This is a genomic window from Neobacillus sp. SuZ13, from assembly GCF_030123365.1.
In the GTDB taxonomy this organism is placed as follows: Bacteria; Bacillota; Bacilli; order Bacillales; family Cytobacillaceae; genus Neobacillus.
The window spans coordinates 3,398,134-3,420,852 of the sequence record NZ_CP126107.1 but is presented as its reverse complement, the minus strand read 5'-3'; the positions used below and the strand labels follow the sequence as shown (position 1 = coordinate 3,420,852).

22 protein-coding genes and 1 tRNA gene are annotated in these 22,719 nt (G+C 36.4%); 12 read left to right on the top strand and 11 right to left on the bottom strand.

Features of this window, described 5'->3' with window-relative positions; genetic code table 11:
* Positions 1-224: 224 nt before the first annotated feature.
* Positions 225-3,824 carry a glycosyl hydrolase family 95 catalytic domain-containing protein gene (locus tag QNH17_RS16820; RefSeq protein WP_283873664.1) on the top strand — a complete coding sequence of 1,200 codons (3,600 nt, stop codon included), beginning with the start codon at positions 225-227 and terminating at the stop codon, positions 3,822-3,824.
* Between the two features lie 75 nt (positions 3,825-3,899).
* Here QNH17_RS16820 and QNH17_RS16815 read toward each other — a convergent pair.
* The 4 genes from QNH17_RS16815 to QNH17_RS16800 form a co-directional block, all read right to left on the bottom strand.
* A tRNA-OTHER gene (locus QNH17_RS16815) sits at positions 3,900-3,985 on the bottom strand.
* 51 nt (positions 3,986-4,036) lie between these two features.
* Positions 4,037-5,122 (bottom strand): Ger(x)C family spore germination protein, encoded by a 1,086-nt coding sequence (locus tag QNH17_RS16810; protein WP_283873663.1) that lies wholly within the window; start codon positions 5,120-5,122, stop codon positions 4,037-4,039.
* On the bottom strand, positions 5,115-6,194 hold the full coding sequence (locus tag QNH17_RS16805; protein ID WP_283879527.1) for a GerAB/ArcD/ProY family transporter: 1,080 nt from the start codon (positions 6,192-6,194) through the stop codon (positions 5,115-5,117). Before QNH17_RS16805 ends, QNH17_RS16810 begins: the two co-directional genes overlap by 8 nt.
* A gap of 29 nt (positions 6,195-6,223) precedes the next feature.
* Positions 6,224-7,720, bottom strand: a complete 1,497-nt coding sequence (locus QNH17_RS16800; RefSeq protein WP_283873662.1) for a spore germination protein — start codon at positions 7,718-7,720, stop codon at positions 6,224-6,226.
* Between the two features lie 191 nt (positions 7,721-7,911).
* Between QNH17_RS16800 and QNH17_RS16795 the strand changes: the two genes are divergently transcribed.
* On the top strand, positions 7,912-8,823 hold the full coding sequence (locus tag QNH17_RS16795; protein ID WP_283873661.1) for an LCP family protein: 912 nt from the start codon (positions 7,912-7,914) through the stop codon (positions 8,821-8,823).
* A 164-nt stretch (positions 8,824-8,987) separates the two neighbouring features.
* Here QNH17_RS16795 and QNH17_RS16790 read toward each other — a convergent pair whose 3' ends face one another.
* Positions 8,988-9,287 (bottom strand): protein YxiS, encoded by a 300-nt coding sequence (locus QNH17_RS16790; RefSeq protein ID WP_283873660.1) that lies wholly within the window; start codon positions 9,285-9,287, stop codon positions 8,988-8,990.
* A gap of 142 nt (positions 9,288-9,429) precedes the next feature.
* On the opposite strand from QNH17_RS16790, the gene QNH17_RS16785 reads away from it, so the two are divergent.
* The 6 genes from QNH17_RS16785 (at position 9,430) to QNH17_RS16760 (ending at position 13,087) form a co-directional block, all read left to right on the top strand.
* Positions 9,430-9,711, top strand: a complete 282-nt coding sequence (locus QNH17_RS16785) for a DUF1292 domain-containing protein (protein WP_283873659.1) — start codon at positions 9,430-9,432, stop codon at positions 9,709-9,711.
* A gap of 120 nt (positions 9,712-9,831) precedes the next feature.
* A complete protein-coding gene (locus QNH17_RS16780; protein WP_283873658.1) occupies positions 9,832-10,080 on the top strand; it encodes a hypothetical protein in 249 nt (82 codons plus the stop codon).
* Positions 10,081-10,101: 21 nt separating this feature from the next.
* Positions 10,102-10,884 (top strand): alpha/beta fold hydrolase, encoded by a 783-nt coding sequence (locus tag QNH17_RS16775; RefSeq protein WP_283873657.1) that lies wholly within the window; start codon positions 10,102-10,104, stop codon positions 10,882-10,884.
* Positions 10,885-11,182: 298 nt separating this feature from the next.
* Entirely contained in the window at positions 11,183-11,827 is a 645-nt protein-coding gene (locus QNH17_RS16770; protein ID WP_283873655.1) for an alpha/beta hydrolase, read from the top strand.
* Between the two features lie 27 nt (positions 11,828-11,854).
* Entirely contained in the window at positions 11,855-12,286 is a 432-nt protein-coding gene (locus QNH17_RS16765) for a DoxX family protein (RefSeq protein WP_283873653.1), read from the top strand.
* Between the two features lie 24 nt (positions 12,287-12,310).
* On the top strand, positions 12,311-13,087 hold the full coding sequence (locus QNH17_RS16760) for a dioxygenase family protein (RefSeq protein ID WP_283873651.1): 777 nt from the start codon (positions 12,311-12,313) through the stop codon (positions 13,085-13,087).
* A gap of 59 nt (positions 13,088-13,146) precedes the next feature.
* Here QNH17_RS16760 and QNH17_RS16755 read toward each other — a convergent pair whose 3' ends face one another.
* On the bottom strand, positions 13,147-13,512 hold the full coding sequence (locus tag QNH17_RS16755; protein ID WP_283873650.1) for a hypothetical protein: 366 nt from the start codon (positions 13,510-13,512) through the stop codon (positions 13,147-13,149).
* A gap of 296 nt (positions 13,513-13,808) precedes the next feature.
* Between QNH17_RS16755 and QNH17_RS16750 the strand changes: the two genes are divergently transcribed.
* Entirely contained in the window at positions 13,809-15,278 is a 1,470-nt protein-coding gene (locus QNH17_RS16750; protein ID WP_283873649.1) for a zinc ribbon domain-containing protein, read from the top strand.
* Between the two features lie 371 nt (positions 15,279-15,649).
* On the opposite strand, the gene phaC is transcribed toward QNH17_RS16750, so the two are convergent.
* From phaC to QNH17_RS16735, 3 genes are all read right to left on the bottom strand, one after another.
* A complete protein-coding gene (gene phaC / locus QNH17_RS16745; protein ID WP_283879526.1) occupies positions 15,650-16,726 on the bottom strand; it encodes a class III poly(R)-hydroxyalkanoic acid synthase subunit PhaC in 1,077 nt (358 codons plus the stop codon).
* Positions 16,727-16,806: 80 nt separating this feature from the next.
* On the bottom strand, positions 16,807-17,550 hold the full coding sequence (locus tag QNH17_RS16740) for a 3-oxoacyl-ACP reductase (protein ID WP_283873648.1): 744 nt from the start codon (positions 17,548-17,550) through the stop codon (positions 16,807-16,809).
* 89 nt (positions 17,551-17,639) lie between these two features.
* Positions 17,640-18,122 carry a polyhydroxyalkanoic acid synthase subunit PhaR gene (locus QNH17_RS16735; protein ID WP_283873647.1) on the bottom strand — a complete coding sequence of 161 codons (483 nt, stop codon included), beginning with the start codon at positions 18,120-18,122 and terminating at the stop codon, positions 17,640-17,642.
* A 320-nt stretch (positions 18,123-18,442) separates the two neighbouring features.
* On the opposite strand from QNH17_RS16735, the gene fabG reads away from it, so the two are divergent.
* Entirely contained in the window at positions 18,443-19,177 is a 735-nt protein-coding gene (gene fabG, locus QNH17_RS16730) for a 3-oxoacyl-[acyl-carrier-protein] reductase (RefSeq protein ID WP_283873646.1), read from the top strand.
* Positions 19,178-19,549: 372 nt separating this feature from the next.
* Complete coding sequence (locus QNH17_RS16725; RefSeq protein ID WP_283873645.1) at positions 19,550-20,740, top strand: acetyl-CoA C-acetyltransferase; 1,191 nt, start codon at positions 19,550-19,552, stop codon at positions 20,738-20,740.
* A gap of 54 nt (positions 20,741-20,794) precedes the next feature.
* On the opposite strand, the gene QNH17_RS16720 is transcribed toward QNH17_RS16725, so the two are convergent.
* Together QNH17_RS16720 and QNH17_RS16715 are read right to left on the bottom strand one after the other, a co-directional pair.
* Entirely contained in the window at positions 20,795-21,103 is a 309-nt protein-coding gene (locus QNH17_RS16720; protein WP_283873644.1) for a hypothetical protein, read from the bottom strand.
* A gap of 356 nt (positions 21,104-21,459) precedes the next feature.
* Positions 21,460-22,110: a cupin domain-containing protein gene (locus QNH17_RS16715; protein WP_283873643.1), complete on the bottom strand. Its 651-nt coding sequence runs from the start codon at positions 22,108-22,110 to the stop codon at positions 21,460-21,462.
* Between the two features lie 156 nt (positions 22,111-22,266).
* On the opposite strand from QNH17_RS16715, the gene QNH17_RS16710 reads away from it, so the two are divergent.
* A complete protein-coding gene (locus QNH17_RS16710) occupies positions 22,267-22,563 on the top strand; it encodes an antibiotic biosynthesis monooxygenase family protein (RefSeq protein WP_283873642.1) in 297 nt (98 codons plus the stop codon).
* Positions 22,564-22,719: the final 156 nt, after the last annotated feature.

The following is a 22,719-nucleotide window of genomic DNA, read 5'->3' as shown; positions in this document are numbered from 1 at the left end:
GGCCTATATCACAAAATGTTTGTAAAGGAAAATGATAATAGAAATGAGCGCTTTCAGTATAGATTTATATCATATTTATTCATTTTTGATAATGCTAAAATTTTATTAGTAAGCGGTTTCAATTCATGTTGGAAGGAGAGTCGATTACATAGGAATGAAATTTTAAAGTGAATAGTCATAATATTCAGGTAAAGTGAATGCAAAATTGAATTAGGGGGAAGCGTATGAAATCCAGATCGTTTAAACGAATGCGTAAGGTATTATCAACAACGATAGTTGCCGCAAGTCTGACCGGTTTTACGGTGGGAAATTATCATGTAAATGCCAAAAGTGATACAAGCTATAAACCACCTCAAGCGGTAATCAACCATTTACAACAAGATGATTGGTCAGAAATTCAGAAAATGTTGGCCAACTATTATGGGTCGATTACTACGCCACTCAAAATCACTGACGTAAGCAGTGGAGGTTACACTAAAGGTCAATTGATGGGAAATGGAGATATTGGGGTTATAGCCGCTGGTGTATCTACTACATCTCAACAATTTTACTTTGGTAAAAACGATCTTTGGGGAACAACGCACGAAGAGGCTAGTAGAATAAGAGATCAGTCCGGAATTTTATCTGGCGGAGGTCTGGATATTTGGCCGACTACTGAGGCCGGCAGTAAGTCCGATAGCGTTTTCAAAATGAAGCAGGACATCCTAAATGCAGAAGTGAACACAGATATTCAGTTAAAAGACAATAAAGGTAATGATGCGATGGTCCAAATGAAATCCTGGACAGCGGACACCGATAATGTATTTGTTACTGAAATTACCAATACCGGTTCTGAAGAGATTACGTTAAACACGAAATTATGGGTTCCTGCTAAAGCGTATCCTGGTTCGGGGGCAGATCAAATGGAAGATGCCCAACAAACTTTCCCTTATTCAGGCGGGATTGATAAAACGGGGCAATCTCCAGTCCTTTGGACAACCAGGGATACAGAAGCCGGCGAGGATGGAAATACTTCCAATTATCGCAGCCGAATGGCAACTGCTACAACAGTTGTTGGCGCAGAGTTGACTAACACACAAGAAAAGATTGAAACAAATGATTATTATGATCAGTACAGCAAGAACTATCAAGAATCACTAGGCCAGGCCGGTGACTTTACGGTAAAGTCTGGTTCGAAGGTTTACCTAGTTTCCTATTTTGCTAGCAGCAGCGGTGCCCACGATAAGATTAAAAGTGTCTCAGATGTTCAGGCAGATGCTCTGAAAGGGATTTCAGCTTATCAAACACCTGAAGCAATCAACCAGCTTAGAGACGATCACTTAAATTGGTGGAAAAATTACTGGCTTAAGAGCTATACGCAATTTAATGATCCAGAAATTAACAAGTATTACTATGGATCACTTTATATTCTTGGAAGTTCCAATCGTCCAACAAGTGCCAATGGAAAGGTAAACTCGCAAAATTTGCCTGCACCGATGTATGGTTCTTGGATTCCTGCTGACAATATGGGCTGGGGTGGAAGGTACTTCCTAAATTATAATCAGCAAGCTCATTATTATGCGGCTGGGACAACTAATCGAATTGATACGACCATCCCGTATAATAGAGTAATAGCAAACGATCTTCCATGGTCTCTAAACAATGCGGCAGCACAAGGTTTTGAAGGTGCTGTACATATTAGATCGACAACGCCTTTCGATTTAATGGCTAATCCTCAGCCTGCACTTAAAGAAACAGGACCAGTCAAGATCTATGGCTTTAATTCTAGTTCAACAGACCAGAAATCAAATGGTATGTACGCTGCAGTCCCAATGGTTTTCTACTATGAATATACATTGGACAAGGATTATCTGAAAAATGTTCTTTACCCATATCTAAAACAATTGATGACGTTCTACAGTGATTATGTTGTAAAAACAGAGGATGGCAACGGACAATACCATTATTCAGTACTAGGTTCCTCTATCCACGAAGGAGATGCAGCCGACATCAATCCTGATTTAGATATTGGTGCTATTAAATATCTCGCAAAAATCCTAATCACCCATGCAGAAGAAATGAACGAAGACCAAGCTAACATTAACCGTTGGCAGGATCTTTCTGATCACACCGCTTACCCTGAAGCGATGTTGCCAAAAGGAAAATTCGATGCAAACACAAACAGTAATTTCGTCCCAACTTTGTTGGCTACTGATTATCAGTCACCGAATCAGCCGCATGTCGATATGATTGAACCGGGGGATCAACCAGTTGAACTCGAAGGCGTTGTTTTTCCATTTGAAAACCAGCAAATGCTTGACGGTGATAAAGAAACCTTGCAAAAGGTCCGCAATACCCTCGAGTATATGAATGCATGGGCGGAAAAGAGTTTCTCGGGATGGAGCAGTCAGAACAATGGTTTCCCTAAAGTTTACTCGATCATGGCGAGAGCTGGCTGGCCAGCAGCAGATTTGCTTAACAAGTTTGAGGGAGTATTAAACGCAAAAATCCGAAACAGTAACCTAACGTATTATGGAAACGGTGGAGCCGTTGAAACGATAGCAGCCATGGAAGGGCTAAACTCTATGTTGATCCAGAGCAGCACTACCCCAAGTGTTCCAAGTACCATTTGGGCTCTTCCAAACTGGGACATGAACAAAGATGTCAGCTTCCACAAGCTTGGCGCGAAAGGAAATGTAGAGGTTTCAAGTGAGTATGACGCAGACACACATACAGTACCGTACGTGGATTTAAACAGTAAGCGCAATGGAAAAATCGCTCTTGTAAATCCATGGGAAACAGGAAATCCAGTCATTCAAATTGTTAATGAGGATAACACATTGGGAGATACTGTCAATTACAACATAAAGGGCGGCAAAATTATCTTTAACGCAAAGAAAGATACTCGCTATATGGTGATGAACGATGGAAACGAGAGTATTAATAATGTTTCCGGAATTGATTTTGACAAGTACTCTTCAACACTTATTTTCAATGGAGAAAAAGGAACAGACTCTACTACAGTGACAGCAACATTACACGGCAATACAAACGATACAGTAACATGGGAGTCTTCGGATGAAAGTATTGTAAAGGTTGTAGGAAATGGAAATACAGCGACACTTCAGGCAGTGGGAACTGGGGAAAATAAAGTTGCGGATGTAACTGTTACCGCGAAAAGTAAGCAGGATCAACAGCTTACAGAAACAATTAAGATAAAGGTTGCTGACGCGTCAACTGTTCCAACGGATCTTCAGTTGGTCAGCCCTAATAATGCTACTATCTACGGACCTTCCAAAAAAACTGATTCCTCAACAGCAAAGGTGACAGGTACAAATAGATTGCAGTTGACTACTTTACTTGAACCTAGCAATGCTTACGACAAGAGAATCCAGTGGACATCAAGTGATCAAAATATTGCGATGGTAGATAAAAATGGATTGGTTATCGGACGTAATCCAGGTACCGTTACGATTACTGGTACAAGCATGGCAAATCCGAGCCTTCCGCCTGTTACAACAACTGTTACCGTAACGGCCCCAGGAACTGATTTTAGTGCAGACGCGACTCTAGCTAATGTTTTAAACGCTGCTAAATCAATTTCCGCTTATAAAGGAGACAAAACTTCTGGTGGAGGCTTTGTCCAAGTTTGGGATAGTCCTGATTGGGAATTAAAGCAGGAAGACTTCCAGAAGGCATATATAAATGCTTTAGGTGTGCGAGCAAAATATTCAGGCTATAGCACCACTAATATAAGTAAAGATACAGCTATTTTTGCTTCCATCGCCTTAAATGAGGCAATTAAATCAATGGACCCGAGCAAAGCAATAAACATTGGAAACTAAAAGAATATGACAGTTAAATGAAAAAGGTAAGTCAGTGTTTTAACTGACCTACCTTTTTTCTTGGTCAATCGAAAAAGGACTTGGTGGGATTTGAACCCACAAAACACACTATAGTCAGCGTGAAGGACTATAGGTTGCTCTACCACTTGAGCTACAAGCCCTGATTATATTTTGACCAAGTTCCTTAAAAATATCCGTTTCATTTTAATAAATTAATCGACTACCCCAGTTTGCATGATATTCACCTTTACATGTACATGAACTTTTGCGGTAGGATAGAATCTCTTCCATTGTTTTTCATTAAAACCGCGATCATTCTCTCTATATTTTGCACCTAGACCAAATGGGTCCACGCCATGTTTTTGAAATTTTTTGATAAGTTTTAATGAGTCCTCTTCTAATTGCTCAGCAATTTCTTTTTGGAGATGTTTTTTATTCAATGCTACCCTTTTTTTCTTAGGTGATGTGAATTCTTGAAGCCTTGTTTTCATTTTTAGATTAATCGTAAATTCTGGTCGGCCTTTTTTTATTTTTACTTGATAGTGTGCTTTGGAATGAAGATTATCTAGAACGGCTCTTTCACCGTTTTTTAAAGTGAAACGCTGTAAGCCTTGTTTATATTTATCAACTAAACATTTAAAAGTGAATGCATCCTCCATAAAAATAGGAAAGACATATCGATCATCTTTAAATATTGCAATGCCAATAATTTTAATATTATCTTCTACTTGTTTGATTAATGGCAAGTAGGGATCCTTTCCAATTTGGTTAAATTGAAATAAATATGTTTGTAAATTTGATTCAGGAAGATTATCTGATTTCATGGATTGATCCAGCATTTCTTGTACAAACAATGAAACATTGTCTTTTTTGAATTTCTCTATTTTAAATAGCTCACTGGCATCTCCATCGACCACAGCCATTTGAATAATACTGCCAATGGACGGGTCACGGTTTAAGGTGTCAACAACATCAGTAATTCCTTTTTTTGCTAGTGATTTTCCAAATAGTGCAAGGCGCAATTGACCGCTGACTAATGGATATCTTGACTCATTATTAACGTTGCTCCGAAATTCTTTACTCGTTTCACCCAACGATATTTTGACTTCAGTGGTAGAGGGTTGATCCTTCTTATAAATTGGATAGGTAATGGATCCTTTTATCATTTTCTTTCCGGCCCAATCATATCCTACACCCTGGGCCATGTTTATTTGATTGACGATATTGGACGGTATCATAGAACAACCGGATAATAAGAAAATAGTAACCCATATTCCTATTAAGGTTCGATTAGCCATTTTGTTTTCTCCTCCTTAGTATTGTGAAAATTATTAGGAGGATTGGGATGTAGACGTAAAAGATCCATAAATTCAGTTGGGTTACGTATTTATCAAGTGTTTCTTTCATTTGTTCGTTTATTAATTGAGATATAACCACACTTAGTAGGCTTAAAATGATTAAATAGTTCTTTTGCTTCTTTTTAAAAATTCTCTTTAAACCTCGTGTCGAGCTCCATAATAGAAGAGCGACCAATGCTGAAACGATAATTAAATACATGGATATATATATGTATTCAAAGCGTTCTATATAAGATAGCCGGATAATTTTGATTAAATTTAGTTCCGGCCAAATGATTTCTTTTAACTGTTTTTCACTATAATACGTAAATGATACAATCGCAGAAACCGTATATAGTAAGGTAGTAAACAATACCCCTAAATGAGCGAACTTTTTTGACGATTTAGGATCTCTTATAAATGGATAGAACATTAGTAACGTTTCTGTTCCAGCTAACGTATACATAGAACTTTTGACTGCATCAAGCATATCCAAAAAAGAATGATTCATGATTGGAAGTAAATTAGTAAAATGTGCTTCTTTTAATGGGAAAATATAAAGGACGATTAGGGTGATTTGTGGAAAAATAAATGACAAAAAAGAAACACCAACAATAACCCGAAATCCTCCAGACACACAATAATAAACTAAAACTAAGATTAATGAACAAAGTATCCATGAGGGTAGTGTAGGGAACATCCAAACTTGAATAATCTCAATAAATCCAAGTAAGACCGAGACACTGGCCAACCAGTAATAAATCATAATAATAATACTAAAAAAATTACCAAGAATATTCCCAAACACCTTTTTATGGACATCAACAATATCTCCATCGGTTTTTTCGAGCAGTTTAAACATCATCCATATGAATAGTTGAACTAAACACCCTGCCAAGATTACACCCATCCAAGCATCATATCCTGCTTTTGCAGCAAGGGTTCTTTGGAATCCTAATATGCCAACCCCAACTTGTGAATTGTAAACAATAAAGAAAACTAAATAGGGAGAAACTTGATGTCTTTTATTCACTTGCAATCGAATATCTCCCCTTTACGCATTTATTCATAAAAATCGTTTACTGGTTCTGGGTTTTCCCAATTTCCAGTAGATTTCCTTTTCTTTTGTGGCCTTAGTGTGGTCGGATTGTCTTTTTGCTTGGAAAAAGGAAGTCTAATCCACAGGTCTTGAAAGGATGTGGTTCGGATTGGATACATACTTAAATACGGACGACCGAGAGATGTTAATCGTAATAAATGGATGCTTGTAAAATGTACCGCCCAAAACACCCCGAACAATCCAAACAATTGGGAAAGAATAATGACTGGAAACTTAATAAACCGGACGGTGTTACTAAATTTATAGACCGGTGCCGTATAGGAAGCTAAGGTTCCTAGACCTACTAAAATAAGCAAAACATTACTAGTTAACCCCGCTTCAACTACTGCCTGTCCAATAACAATACCACCTACAACGCCAAGAGATTGTCCGATTTTAAATGGTAATCGAATGCCTGCCTCTTTTACCATTTCAATCATGATTTCTAGTAATAAAGCTTCTAAAAAAGGCGGAAAGGGAACTGATGCCCTTGAACCAACCAAGGTTTCTAGTAATGGGGCAGGAATTAATTCATAATGATAGGTCATAATTGCAACATACATAGGACTGAGCAATGTTGAAATGTAAAACGAAGAATAACGTAAGAAACGGAAGAAATTCCCAATAATCCAAGAATAACTATAATCTTCCATTGCAATAAAAGACTCAAATAAGGTAACAGGGACAATGACGAGATTTGGGGAACCATCCACGGCAATGATAATTTTCCCTTCTGTTAAACCAGCAGCAACCCGATCTACTCGTTCAGTTGAAATGGATTGAGGAAATAAGGAATTTGTATTGTCCTCAATCATTGAAGAAAGATAAGAACTGTCCAGGATATGATCATATTGAACATCGCTAATTCTTTGGACAACCGTGTTAACATTTTCCGGGTCAGCAATCCCATCTATATAGAGAACCGCTACATTTGTTTTTGAAAGTTCGCCGACCTTCATTTCAATGACCAGCAATTCAGGGACGGGTAGCCGTTTTCGAATTAAGTTAATGTTGATGTCTAATTCTTCAATAAAACCTACTTGCGGTCCAATAGCGGAGGATTCCAATGTTGGTATGCTGACATCCCGAAATTTATTGTTTCCAATATTAACCAATAAACATTCTTCATCATCTTCATGCTTTTGAAGAGCGAGGAATCCCCTCATGAGGTTTTGAATGATTTCCTTAGGATCTTTCGTAAAAATAATTACTTCGACAGGAATGATGCGTTTTAATTCTTCTAATGATAACTGCTCCTGCAAGTAGGGCAAAACATCCTGATGGAGGATATCAGATGAAATCAGAGTGCGATAGTAAGAAAGCCAATAAGGATCTTCCTCTTTTAAGGAAGTTTGCTCATGAACGAAGTCATTGGATTTTGATAAACGGTTGAGCCAATTTTGACCCCTACTCCTTTGTGAACTATCTTCAGCATCTAGTAATTCTTTCTTAGTGGTCATTGATATCCCTCAAAATTTTTATTTTCATTTTGTGCAGAATGGGAAATTTTATGCAATTTACCCATCGCTAATGTGGAGAGAGATAATAGTAAGGAAGAATAAACAAGGGAAAAAAAGAGAAATTAAGTAGGTAACAACTTATATAATTAATCGAATTCTTTTGAAAGTTGGTGAAAAGCTTGAGAATATTCATGATAATTTTATTTTCTATGTTTTTAGGAGGCTGTTCGGCAGGAAATTTAAGTGACCAAGATCAAGTTCAACCCTCTTCACCAAATAAAATTGAAGATAGTACCAATCATAAAGATAAAAAAGGAATGATGAACTTTCTATTAATTGGAAGTGATTCAAGAGGTGAACCTCAATCTTTCTCAGATGCCATTATTATTGCACAATATGTTCCTAAAAAAGGTAATATCAAGTTAATTTCCTTGATGAGGGATAGTTATGTCAAGATTCCCGGCCATAAAAAAGGCTACGACAAGCTCAATATGGCCTATTTTATCGGGGGAAATGAATTATTAAAAAAGACAATTGATCAAAATTTTGGTATTAAAGTGGACCATTCCATTTCTATAGACTTTAACGGGTTTGCAAATTTTATTGACTTGATTGCTCCGGAGGGTATTACTGTTAATGTTAGCCAAAAGATGATTGATGATTTTAATATGAAAGTGAAACCAGGAGAAAACGCGCTGAAAGGAAGAGAATTGTTAAAGTATGTACGGTTTAGACATGATGACGAAAGTGATTTTGGTCGTGTTAAACGACAACAGGAAGTCATCGTCAAGGTAAAGGAACAGTTGAAAAATAAGTTTAGTCATATCGAGTCCTTAGCTGCACTTCCGGATTTTGTGGAAGAAAGTTTAAATCATGTGGAATCGGATATGGATAAAGGAGAGATTTTATCAGTACTATCTAAACTTGTATTTTATCCAATCAAAAATATCGATAGTTTACGGATTCCGGTTCAAAATAGCTATGTAAATAAAACCTATCCCCACGCTGGGGCGGTCCTTGAGATAAATTTGGAGGAAAACAGAGAGGCATTAAAGGATTTCTTAATGAAGCCTTCGCCAGTTAATAGGGAGTATCATTATTAAGTATTTAAGCAGACATAGCTTGTGAACTATGTCTGCTTAATTTGAGAAAATCTGGAAGAAAATGTCTAATTGTACAAAACTGTTCGTTATTCGTACTTAACTTCATAAATTCGTACAAAATGACCCGAATTCCGCACAAAACCATTCAAAAATTGCACAAAACGTTATTTCCTCAAATTGTTGATCTCTTCCGTAACCACAAACGCAAGGTCATCATTACCAAACAGTGCTAAAACACCAAGCAAGGTTTGGTCACCGACTTCTCCAGCTTCTTCTTTAGGTACAGTTAACTCAATGGCCTCTCTTAAAGCAGGATTAGCTCCTTGATTGGGATAGGCCCGTAAATATAGCTCTTCTGGATTAAGGTCATGATTCACACACCATTGCGCAAAGACGAGAATCATCATTTTCTCTTCGCCACGATAGTTTTCAATTATTTTTTCTTCTAACTGTTTTGGATTCATAAAATTCTCCTTAGTAAGCATGATGAATTAATTATATAGGATTTTTGTCGAATTAATAATGGAAATACATGTTTTCGAATAAACTCCATCTTTTTAGGGATACTGTTTTATAAAAATACTTTTAAAGGAAGTTGAACGTAAAATGAGTAAAATTGAAGTCCAAGAAATTTTTACGATTACGGATGAAAACGGAGAAGAACAAGAAGTTGAAGTGCTTGGTGTCATGACAATCGAGGGTACCGATTACGTTGCTGTCGGGTTTGCGGACGAAATTAGGCAGGAATCTGATGAAGATATTGATATCTTTTTTATGAAAGTCGATGATGAAGGTGATTTAGCCGCAATCGAAAGTGATGAAGAATTTGATAAGGTTTCTGAGGCGTTTGATGCCATGATGGATGAAGAAGAGGGAATGGAAGTGTAAGAGAGAGATGACACCATCTCTCTCTTTTTTGTTAGATAAAATTCAATTGGAAAAAATATGTATGTATAAACCCTTTTTAGGCATACTACTTATGAAGAACATCAATAAAGGAGTAAGATAATGTTAATTGAAGAAGGTACAAAATATCAAATATCTCAAGGTATTAAAAGTTTTTTCAATTCCGCTGAATCCTTTACCGTTAAAAGTTATAATGGCGTCACTGTTCAATTTACACTTGCAGATAGTAAAGGTCATGGTTCTATGCCAATCGATCATCTAGAATATCTATTGAAAAAATCAAACTTAACATTAATCCCCAATAAAAGAGTATTATTAAGTAATGAAAATAGTGAAGAGCAAATTAGCTAATTAAACTCTGGGGTGAAGCCTATGGAACTTAAGAAAATCAAAGCAAAAGATACAACGATGGCGTACATAGATAGTGGAGAAGGAAAGCCAATCGTGCTTCTACATGGTTTTTGTGGGAGTTCTAGCTATTGGGAGTTTGTGATCCCAACGTTGTCAGCTGATTACCGGGTGATTGCACTGGATCTTCCTGGACATGGACAGTCAGATCCTCTTCAAGGCAGCAGTACGATTGAAAATCTAGCGGATCAAGTGAAAAATCTTTTGGATGCTTTAAATTTACCTGAAGTCACGATGTTTGGTCACTCGTTAGGCGGGTATATCACACTTGCTTTTGCAGAAAAGTACGGTGGTCAGTTAAACGGATATTCGCTTATTCATTCAACAGCCTTTCCAGATTCGGAAGAAGCGAAAAAGGCCAGGAGTGCAAATATCGAAAAGGTAAACAAGTCAGGAATCTACTCACTTATCGACGGCTTGGTTCCAAAATTATTTTCACCCGAAAATCAGGATGAGAATTATGTTGGTATTGCAATGGAAATTGGCTATACTACTTCGGCAGAGGGTGCGATAGATGCACTTAATGCGATGAAGGACCGGCCAGATCGGAATCAAGTATTGGAATCCTCGACATTGCCGATTCTTTTAGTAGCAGGTGAACAGGATCAAATCATTCCAGCAGAAAAAACATTTTCTGTCAGTAGAGCAAATATAAAGCAATCAATAATTAAAGATTCAGGCCATATGAGTATGTTTGAAAATCCCATGGAACTTGTTTCTGAGATACAGAAGTTTTTAGCGGATTAGTAGGGTGGATGATAGGAATCAACTTGATTCCTATTTTTTGTATTCTGATATAGAACAAGTTTTTATATTAGAAAATAATCGTTGACAATGAAACAATTCTCTTGTTATTATATAAACAACAAAGATTCACATCGGAAAACTTTTGATGTGAATATCTTTTTGTCTACTAGTTTCCTAATATGAATCTTTTTTATTTATTTCGATTCCGAGTGCTTGATTGAAAATTAAGGTTAAGTAATCATATTAACAGCCATCCTAATAATATTAGGAATGTTTGCTTAAAAGAAGGGATGATAGGATGAATTCACCAATGATTTATGAGCTTCGTCGTCCAGCACAGACTGAACCTGGAAAAACTTATCCTGCGTTGTTTTTAATGCATGGGATTGGCAGTAATGAACAAAATATGCTGTCAATGGTAAACGGATTAGAAGACCGTTTTTACATTTTTAGTATCCGTGGTCATCTTCCACAACCACCAGGCTATGCGTTTTTTACGATTCAAGGATATGGAAAACCGCACAGGGATGTGTTCGATGAAGGAATCCATAAACTGACAAGTTTTATTGATTATGCCTGCGGGGAATATCCTTTGGATGAGAGCCAATTGTTCTTACTTGGATTTAGTCAGGGAGCAATATTGTCGATGACGCTTGGATTAACATTGGGTAGTCGAATAAAGGGTATTATTGCACTAAGCGGATACATTCCTGCTTTTGTAAAAGAAGAATACGTGATCCAGCCTGTTGATAAACTGTCCTTGTTTATTTCCCATGGTGAGATGGATCAGGTTCTTCCATTTGATTGGGGATTGACAAATAATGAATATTTTAGTGGTTTAGGGGCAGATGTCACCTTTAAAACCTACAAAGAAGGACACACCGTTTCATTGGATAACCATCGGGATTTCATGAACTGGTTAATGGAAAAAGTAGAAAAATAATAATAATAATAAAAGGGGAAAATAATCATGTTAAAAAAATTCGAGGTTAGTACATTAATTATAAGAGTGGTTTTAGGTATTACGTTCTTTGTACATGGGATAGTTAAATTCCAAGGTGGAATTGAAAATATCGTTGGCTGGTTTGACAGTATTGGGTTACCAGGATTCTTAGCGTATGGAGTGGCAACAGTAGAAATGATTGGTGGAGTTGCATTAGTTCTAGGTTTAGGCAGTCAAATTGTCTCAGCTCTATTATCTTTACTAATGATTGGTGCAATTGTTAAAGTAAAACTAGCTGTTGGATTTTTAGGAAACGGACAAATGGCTGGTTACGAATTAGATTTGGCTTTTTTAGCAATGGCTATTTTTATTGCGATTAATGGTAGTAAAATGTTTGCACTCGATCAACTCATTTTCAAAGGTCAGAAAGAAGAAACTACTTCTTTATCAAAAAGCTAAAATAATTAAAAGGGGGACGAAAATATGATGCCATCTTTTTTTATTGCACATGGAGCACCATTATTAGCTGTTGAGAATAATGAGTATACTCAGTTTCTAAGCCAGCTCGGAAAAAACCTTCCTCGGCCAAAGGCAATAATATTGTTTTCAGCACACTGGGAATCATCAATGCAAAAAGTAAGCGAAGTCGACACATATGACACCATTTATGATTTTGGTGGTTTCGACCCGGAACTATATACAATTAAATATCCAGCTAAAGGGGACCAGCAGGTTTCACAAGAAATTAAAGACTTGTTCGCAAAAAACGGTGTACCATTTGAAGTAGAAACGAAACGCGGCCTTGATCATGGAGCATGGGTTGTACTTCGCTTGTTGTATCCGAATGCAGATATCCCTGTCATTTCGATGTCCGTAAATCCGAATCTTAAACCGGAAGAGCAATATAAAGTAGGCAAAAGCTTATCATCATTAAGAGCAAATGATATATTAATCATTGCAAGTGGAGGAACAGTCCATAACCTGAGAGCAGTGAAATGGGCAGATAATGAAATCGATCAATGGGCTCTTGAATTTGATGACTGGTTGGCCCACCACTTAAATAATTGGGACCTAGAGTCATTATTTAAATATGACTCCCTTGCACCTAATGCAGAATATGCTGTACCACGTTATGGAAATGAACACTTCATTCCAATTTTTTATGCAATGGGAGCTGCTGATGATAGTCAAAAAGCGAAGTTGCTGCATCGCAGCTTTCGATATGGAAACTTGAGTCATAGTGTTTGGCAGTTTGGATGAACTAGATATGAATGAAAAAAATCCTTTCCGAGTTGGGAAGGATTTTGTTTTATATAATATTAATGTTCAAATAGATCTGGATCCATATAAATTCCATTAAAAAATGCTGCCATTTCTAAAGTACCATCTGCATTATAGAAAGGTACTCCCACCATTACTGTATCGTCATACGTATGATTGATAAGTACTTCTATGTTTTTGACTCCTCTATAACTATATCCTTCACTTTTAAGTGAATCTTTTACATTCTTAAACTCTTGACTACTTAATAAACCTGCTACAATCTTATTCTTTTCAGCACCTAATACGGGTGAAACTATGCAACCACATTCATCTGTTTCTGATGCCTTTGCCGTATTCCCAGTACTCACAAACAACGATAATCCAATAATGATTCCACATAATACTGTTATTAATTTCTTCATGTATTTCTCCTCCTTTTTAAAACCTCCTTTACTTCATTCTCTTTAATTCGACATTCTCCTTCAAAAAACTTGGTAAAATATTCGACAAATACCAATATTTATTACAATTTCGTGTCAAAATTGGTGTCAGGCACCAAGTTGTTGTCATTTTTCCATAAATAGGTTCTAATAATAGTAAATGGTAATTAGGGTGTCAATTGTGTCATTGGACCCAATTTTGAGCAATAAAATGAAATTAAACACCTAAGTTGACTTTATTAAATACATATTAGATTGTTTAAGGGGGTAATAGGTTAATGGATTTTAAGTTCTGTACGGAGTGTGGAACGAAGGTTCCAAAGCATTATCGGGTCTGTTCAAATTGTGGAAAGCAGTTTGCTAATGTTCAAGATAGCTATGAACAGAGACAGGGAGCCGATGCTTCGGGAGGTACAACTTCTCCTAATCTTCATGAAATAAAAGAACCTATTGTAAATAATGAAAGGTCAAAAAAACAAGCATCTCGAAGCAAGAAATTAACTCTTACAATAGGGAGCATTCTGGCAGCACTTTTACTAGGTGGATATTATCTCGGTTCCACGTTAACAAGTAAACAAAAAGTGATTCAAAAATTTGACGAAGCATTAAAGGAAAAAGATGCGAGTATGCTTGTTGGAATTGTTGATACGACAGATCCAAATATAAAGATTTCAGCGGAAAATGTATTCCCTTTCATATCGTACATAGAAGAAAATTCACAGAATCCTACATTTTCTGCATTAGAAAAAGCAGGTTTTGTGAACATCCATCCATCAGGGAAAAAGTGGCTACTGTTCGATAACTATAAAATTAACATTAAATCGTTTTATCCGGTTATTTCAACAAATTATGACGGGACAGAAATTTATATTAATAAAAAAAGGGTTGGCAAGATTAATCGTGGTGAGGGAAAAACATTTGGTCCTTACCTAATTGGTGAATACAAACTAAAGGCTCTCTATAAGGGGAAATATGCAACACTTGATAAGGAAGAAGTAATTGACCCTAAGAGTATTAACAGTAAGGAAATCGAAGTTAAATTTACCCTTCCCGAAAATAATCTATCTATTTATTCAGATGAAGATGATGCTTTCCTATTTGTAAACGGCAAGAATACGAATCAACGGATCGGAGAAATTGATCAGTTTGGACCGGTCGTATTTGATGGATCGATTACTATCCATGCTGAAACTGAAATAAACGGAAATGTGATAAAGAGCAATGAGACTACCTTGGTTGACGAAGACTTCACTAATGTTGGATTAATATTTGATTATCAAGAAGATGATCCGGCGGAAAACGAAGTTGTGACAGCTGGGGATGTTCGTGAGTCAAGTGAAGTTGTAACAACAGAGGAAGATCTTTCTTCCTTAAACGTTGAGGACGAAGTAAAAGTAATTAGGGCCGAGTATAATAGTATAAATAAGGTGCTAAAGAACTATAACGTTAATAAGTTAGGTGCAAGTTTTACCCAGTACATTAACGATAATGGAATTATTAAGAAAATCGTTAAAAAGGACAATGGGGTAACGACTGAATATTATTTTTGGGATGACGGATCACTTTTCTTTATTTTCACCACAACTGCTAAGCCTTTAGAAAACCGCTACTATTTTAAAAATAATCAAATGATTCGCTGGATTGATTCAGATAAAAGAACAATCGATATAAATAGTGGTAAAGTGAATCAGGAATATAGGGAATGGGAAAACTTCTGGGTGAATCAAATACTTAGTTCAATCGATTAATTCCACAAGTACCAAAATGGGTTCCGTAGTATGGACCCCATTTTGGTATTTTTTTATTATATGATCGTTACTTTAGAAAAGAATTTATTAAAAGGAGGAAGGTAGGATGAAGATCAGTATCTTAGACCAAGCTCCAATTTCTTCAAATCAAACAGCACATGAAGCATTGAATGAATCGATGAAGTGTTTATTATTTTTAAATTATTTGAATTATCCAAATTAAATATAAATTTAATCTATTATACTTGTTTTTTTCCTAATAATTACATATAATTATTTTTACCACTATTGCCAACTGTATACTCGCCATTACTATTTCACTTGATAAAATAAAAGGAGTGCCCCAGTTGGGACACTCATCTAAACTAGAATTAGTTGGATCTTTCTTCTAACCAATCTGCAATGGTTGGATAAGTTATTTTTGTGGCTTGGCTGCCATAAGTAATCGAAGTATGCCCAACAGGTAATATCTTAAATTGTTTATCCTCACTTGAAACTACATCCATCAATGCTTCAACTTGATGGGGTGGGGCAATTAGGTCGTTTTTACCAGCTAGGTTTAGGATATTGGCTTTGATATTTTCAAGTTTAACCTTTTTACCTCGAATAACCATTTCGCCTTTGATCAGTTTATTATTTTGGTAGAAGTCTCTAATCCACTGACGGTAGGCTTCACCAGGAAATAAGATACCATCGTTTAACCATCTGCGAAGAAGTTTAAAGCTCTTAATAAACTTCTCATTATCAGCACGCTCTACGAGACTAATTAATGGTCCAAAGTTGGTTCCCATTGGATTGATCATTTTGTTTCCAAAGTCAATCATTTCTGGTGGAATAACACCAAGGGTTTCTACAACTTTATTAATATCGAAATAGCGCTCATCCAGCATCGGACCATATGATCCGCTATTTTCAAAACTAAACGGACTGGTCATAAAGACAAGGTTTCGAATTGGTAATTCAGGGTGTAGTGCCGCAAATGCAGACGTGATCGTTCCACCCATGCAATATCCAAGGATCGATACTTCTTCAACTTTCGATTTTCTCATTACCTTACGAACTGCACGTGGGATATAGTCCATAATGTAATCATCTAGTTTCATATTGCGATCTTCGTAACCTGGTGTACCCCAGTCAAGTAGATAAACATCAAACCCACGTTCAACTAAATATTCTATTAAACTGCCGCCTTTTGTTAGGTCCAAAATATATGGTTTATTAATTAGAGCATAAACTAAAAGAAGGGGAGTTTTGTATTTTTTGGGTTGATCAGAAATATATCGGTAGAGCTTCGTTTTATTTCTAGTCCAAATAACTTCTTTCGGTGTAGGTGCTACTTCCGGTTCGGCATCGGTCGTTAACACTTGAGTTGCCCTGTAGACACGTTGATACATTTCTTGATACTTTTCAGGTGCAAATTCAAGCACACCATTCCATTCTTTTGGCATCAAAACGTTAATGACTGTTCACTCCTTACATGATTTATTTTCTCTCTTAATATATAAAGAAAGTCGGACATTCATGACAATTACATGTAAAGTCCACCGTTAATATTTAATTGCTGACCAGTGATATAGTCACCATCTTTACATAAGAAGACAACACCACGAGCGATTTCTTCTGGTTTGCCTAAACGTTTTTGCGGAACTTTTTCAACGATTCCTGCAAGAACTTTTTCTGGAATGGCTTGTACCATCTCAGTACCAATAAATCCAGGGCAAATCGCATTTACAGTTACATTGCTTTTAGCAAGTTCAAGAGCAAGTGATTTAGTATATCCAATGAGTCCTGCTTTTGCTGCTGCATAGTTGGTTTGTCCAAATCCGCCTGCTTGTCCAATAATAGACGAAATGTTGATAATACGGCCAGCATCTGATTCAAGAAGGTAAGGAAGAGCAGCAGAAGTATTGTTGTAAACACTGTTTAAATTTACATCAATTACTTTTCTCCAATCTTCTTGGCTTAATTTTTTGAACGTGCTGTCTCTTGTAATTCCTGCATTATTAACTAGGATATCTAATTTGCCATAATGGTTAATCGTTTCTTGTACAAGGTATGCTGCTTCATTACTTTCAGAAACATCTGCTTGAACAGCGTATGCCTCTCCGCCAAATTCATTAATTTCAGCGACTACTTTATCGGCTAATTCTTTGCGGATATTATAGTTAATAACAACTTTCGCGCCATTCTTAGCTAGTTCTAATGCAATCGATGCACCGATACCTCTGCTGCCGCCTGTTACAATCGCTACTTTGCCTTTTAATTCTGCCATTTTTCTGCACCCCATCTATTATAGTTGTTTAAATAATCCTGCTAGTTTAATACATTACTTTGTATTACAAGCTATTATGTAATCCGTTTTTATTTCTTTTCTTTTTGTGAATTTAACAATGTAAGGATTTGATTCAATTTATTATCCAAATTCTTTACATCTTTTTTTACATTCGACAATTCTGACTTAAATGACACTTGATCTTCAGTATTGTCTAATTTTTCTTCCAATCTTTCTTCAATATCGTCAACTTTTGCATCTACATTAACAATTAATGACGAAAGGTTAGCAATGTCTTTTGTAGATGGTACATTCATGAATTCTAAGTATTTTAACGTAGATTCATCGATCATTTTTTTAAATTGAAGATTCATCTCCAACACCTGTCCCATCCCTTGAGAAGGGTAGTCATTGCCGAATTTTTCATCAAATAATTTACTTGATTGGGAATAAAAATCTTTCCACATATCATAAAAATTAAAGTCTTCCGTACCCAATTTTCCATCAAATAATTTACTTGATTGGGAATAAAAATCCTTCCACATATCATAAAAATTAAAATCTTGGTTCATTTCTTTATTCCTCCTCGATTACTTTTTGTTGACGTATTCATCATACTAACTTGTTTGAAATATTTAAAGGTGAAAGTTTAAAAATTCACAAAATACATTTCATCATTTTTTGACAAAATTCTCACTTTTTCCGCAAATTACAATATAAAACTAACAAAGGTGCTAAATTCAGAGAACCTAGCATAGTATGGGTTAAAAGGGTAATAATGGATTTTGTATCCGGTATCATTGTGTGTTGTTGATTACTTTACCAATTTGCCTAGGGATGATGAACATGTGTAGCTGTTTTGTTCAAAAATGCTTAATATGAGGTGATATTATTGGTATTTAGTGAAAAGGTTGTGTTAATAACTGGTGGAGCACAGGGCATAGGAAAAGAAACGGCTAAACAATTCCTCCAAGAGGGTGCAAGTGTTGTAATATGTGATTATGACGAATCCGCTGGTAGAATGACCTTAGAAGAATTGAATCATGAAAAAGTAGAGTTTTTTCAGGTGGATGTAACTGACAGTACCCAGATAGAAGAGATGGTTCGCTCAACGGTAGATAAGCATAGCCGCATTGATGTATTAATTAACAATGCCGGAATTACACTTGATGGATTTTTAACAAAAATGCAGGAATCGGATTGGGAGAAAGTCATTTCGGTAAACCTATCCGGTGTTTTTAAATGTACAAAAGCTGTAGCCCCAATCATGTTCAAACAGGGGTCGGGTGTTATTCTTAATGCCTCTTCCGTTGTTGGGTTATACGGAAATATTGGCCAAACAAACTATGCAGCAACTAAAGCTGGCGTGATTGGGCTGACCAAAAGCTGGGCAAAAGAGTTTGGTCCAAAAGGGATCAGGGTCAATGCAGTCGCACCAGGTTTCATTGAAACAGGCATGACTGCTGCTGTGCCGGATAAAGTACTTCAGATTATGAAGGAAAAGACACCGCTTAAGAAGCTGGGAAAACCAGAAGATATTGCCGCAGCGTACTTATTTTTGGCTTCTGATAAAGCCAATTATATAAATGGGACGATCTTAAGTGTTGATGGAGGCTTAGTGATTTAAGCAGGATAGCGATTATTAAGGGAGGGAATCTCGATTCTCTCTCTTTTTTGTTGTAATTATTTTCAATAAATAATATTGAAAAATAATTACATGAAATACTTTTCTACAAAATCCGTCATTTTATAATATATTTCAACATGAATACCCTTACATTAATATTTTTCATTTTTTTTATTGAATGTGATATTATCCATTGCCATTCATTGCATTTTTAAAAAAGTTTAATTGATTTCTGAACAATGAAGGGTGAAATTAATAGAATAATAACTCTGAATTTGTCGAATAGTTTGTCACAAAAAGTACGGCAAAATGTAGTAAAATTTGTGAGGAATTATTATTCGAATACATAAATTAGCTTTGGAGGAGATCAGAATGTCAGCAAATGAAGTTGTCATCGTAAGTGCCGTCAGAACAGCAATTGGTAGTTTCTTAGGAAGTTTAGAAAAGGTATCAGCTACTCAGTTAGGTACAACTGTAATTAAAGCAGCGATTGAAAAAGCTGGAATTTCTCCAAATGATGTGGATGAAGTTATTATGGGGAACGTTCTACAAGCAGGATCGGGCCAAAATCCGGCAAGACAAGCTTCTCTAGCTGCAGGTGTTCCTCAAGAGTCACCAGCTATGACAATTAATAAGGTCTGTGGATCAGGCTTGAAAGCTGTTCACTTAGCAACACAAGCCATTCTTGCTGGGGAGTCTGAAATTGTTGTAGCAGGTGGAATGGAGAGCATGAGTCAAGCTCCATACTTGTTAAAAGGCGGACGCAACGGATTCAAAATGGGCGATCAGAAAATGTTAGACAGCATGATTCAAGACGGTTTATGGTGTGCAGAAAATGACTATCATATGGGAATCACAGCTGAAAACCTTGCGGAAAAATATGAAATCTCACGTGCAGAACAGGATGAATTTGCTGCATGGAGTCAGCAAAAGGCTCAAGCAGCGATTGAATCAAATCGTTTTGCTGATGAAATTGTCCCTGTTGAGGTACCTGGCCGTAAAGGACAAGTGACATTATTCAGCCAAGATGAGTTCCCTCGTTTTGGAACAACTGCAGATGGTTTAGGCAAACTTCGTCCTGCATTCAAAAAGGATGGATCTGTTACCGCTGCTAATGCTTCAGGCATTAACGACGGTGCTGCAGCATTTGTTGTGATGAGCCGTAAAAAGGCAGAGGAATTAGGAGTTACTCCTCTCGTAACAATTAAAGCGAATGCTTCAGCGGGGGTAGATCCAAGTATTATGGGAATCGGTCCTGTTCCAGCTGTGAAAAAAGCGCTTAATTCAGCGTCTTTATCCTTAGAAGACATTGACTTAATTGAAGCAAATGAGGCATTTGCTGCTCAATCGATTGCAGTGGATCGCGAGCTTCATTTTAGTAAAGAAAAACTAAATGTAAACGGCGGTGCCATTGCACTAGGCCACCCAATCGGTGCAAGTGGAGCAAGAATTTTAGTGACTTTAATTCATGAAATGAAGAAAAGAGAAAACCAATATGGTTTAGCTACATTATGTGTCGGTGGTGGACAAGGCGTAGCAACAATCATCGAAAATATTAAGTAAGAAGAATAGAAATGGCTTGGAGATTACTCCAAGCCATTTTACTATATATGCAGACTATCTTTCTACTTCGATGTGCTGGAATCCGTTATGAGTCGCATAGACTTCATACCATTTGTAGGTTGGTGCTTTGAACCACTCGTACTGTGGCAAATATACCAAATATCTGAGATTGCCATCGGCATCATGAATGGTTTTGAATATTTTCACTTTGCCCAGTCCAAATAAATATCCATGCATTCCGTCGCGTACAGTATTTTTTTCTGCTTCTTTCTCTTCCTTATTTAATCTCATCAGCCCATCAACAAAGATACTTAACAACACCAAGGTAATAGCAATTAAGCCGAAAATCAATAAATTAAACACAAGAATACCTCCTAAGTTTTTGTAAAGATTCATATTTATGATTACTACACTATTAAACTTTTAACATTAGAGAGCGCTCCACTCCTTTACTCGGATGTCTTCAGTTAGATTGTATATCCGGCAGAGAAGATAAGGTGTGACGAAAAATACAAGAAGAGCCAATAAAAAGTGAAATTTTAGTGAATATCACTTCTTACATGGATTTAATATGCTTTTTTCAAAAGCATATTAAATCCAGCGATTGGTACATTAAGCATTTGGCGGTTCATCGTTTCCATTCTTAGGATAAGCAATAGAAAAAACATAAAAATATGGCTTGAGGGGGATTGCTTTAACGCAATCCCTTTACCAAGTTATCACCAATATCGGAGGAAGTTCGGAACATAGGGTGTTGGATAGTATGGTGGTATATATTGAGGGGTTGGTTGTTGATACTGTTGACTTACATACCGATCGGGTGATATTTCACTTCCCTGGTTACAATCATTATATGGACCAATATAGGTGGAGGGTTTGACGGGTGCAATTACTTGGTTCCATTGATTTTCATCCAGACAATAGGTATGCGACATGATATTGGCAGGTGTGAATTTTAAAATATCCGACCCAAGTATTACTTCTGGAGTTGGTGCATCAAAAATCGCCAAAAGATGAGTGTTATCAACTAAAGCAATTTCGTAATGCCACCAACCTTGTGGAACATTAGCTACCTGACCTGGTGTAATCGTGTAATTCATTATCTTTTTCGTAAAAGGGTTCAAAATAGATACGGTAGCTGAACCAGAAATACAGTAAACTAGTTCGGCTGCATTTTGGTGATAGTGCGGTTCAACGACATTATTTGTACTTAAAAAGATATCTAAGAGAGATACATTTTCCAGGGTATTTAACTGTTTAACACCTAATACATTAATATAGTTTTGATTGTCTTTTATGAAGAGAGGGCTTTGATTAACATCATACGTGTATTGAGTGGATGGGGATGTATAATCCATATACGATACCATAGTCTACACCTCTTATATTGAAATAAACATATAGGCATGGTATGCACATACCTCTAGTTGGGTGTGAGCTAATTTTATGTCCGATTAACCTTGGAATTATATGATAGAATTAATTGAGTTTATTTACTTTTTACATTTAAGATAGGAGGGACTTATATGATATTGGAAGCAGTTATGCTTACGGTTAGGTCAGGGATGGAAGAGGAATATGAGGATGCCTTTCGTCAGGCCTCAGAAATTATTGCATCAATGAAAGGTTACATATCTCACGAATTACAGCGTTGTCTTGAGGTTAAGGGGAAATATTTATTATTGGTAAGGTGGGAAACATTAGAAGACCATACCGTTGGATTTAGGCAATCGAATGAGTATCAAGAATGGAAAAAACTTTTACATCGTTTCTATGATCCATTTCCAACGGTAGAACATTTTGAGAATATCCCAGTTTTATAGAAGTTAATTAGATAACAGAAGCTGGGGAAAACAAAGGAATTGCTAAGCAATTCCTTTTTCTTTTATCGCTTTTTCAGGGTTAACGAAGACGAAAATATATGATGAAAATGATCCCGTCTTTTTCAAACAATCGAAATATTAATGATTGTTAGACAT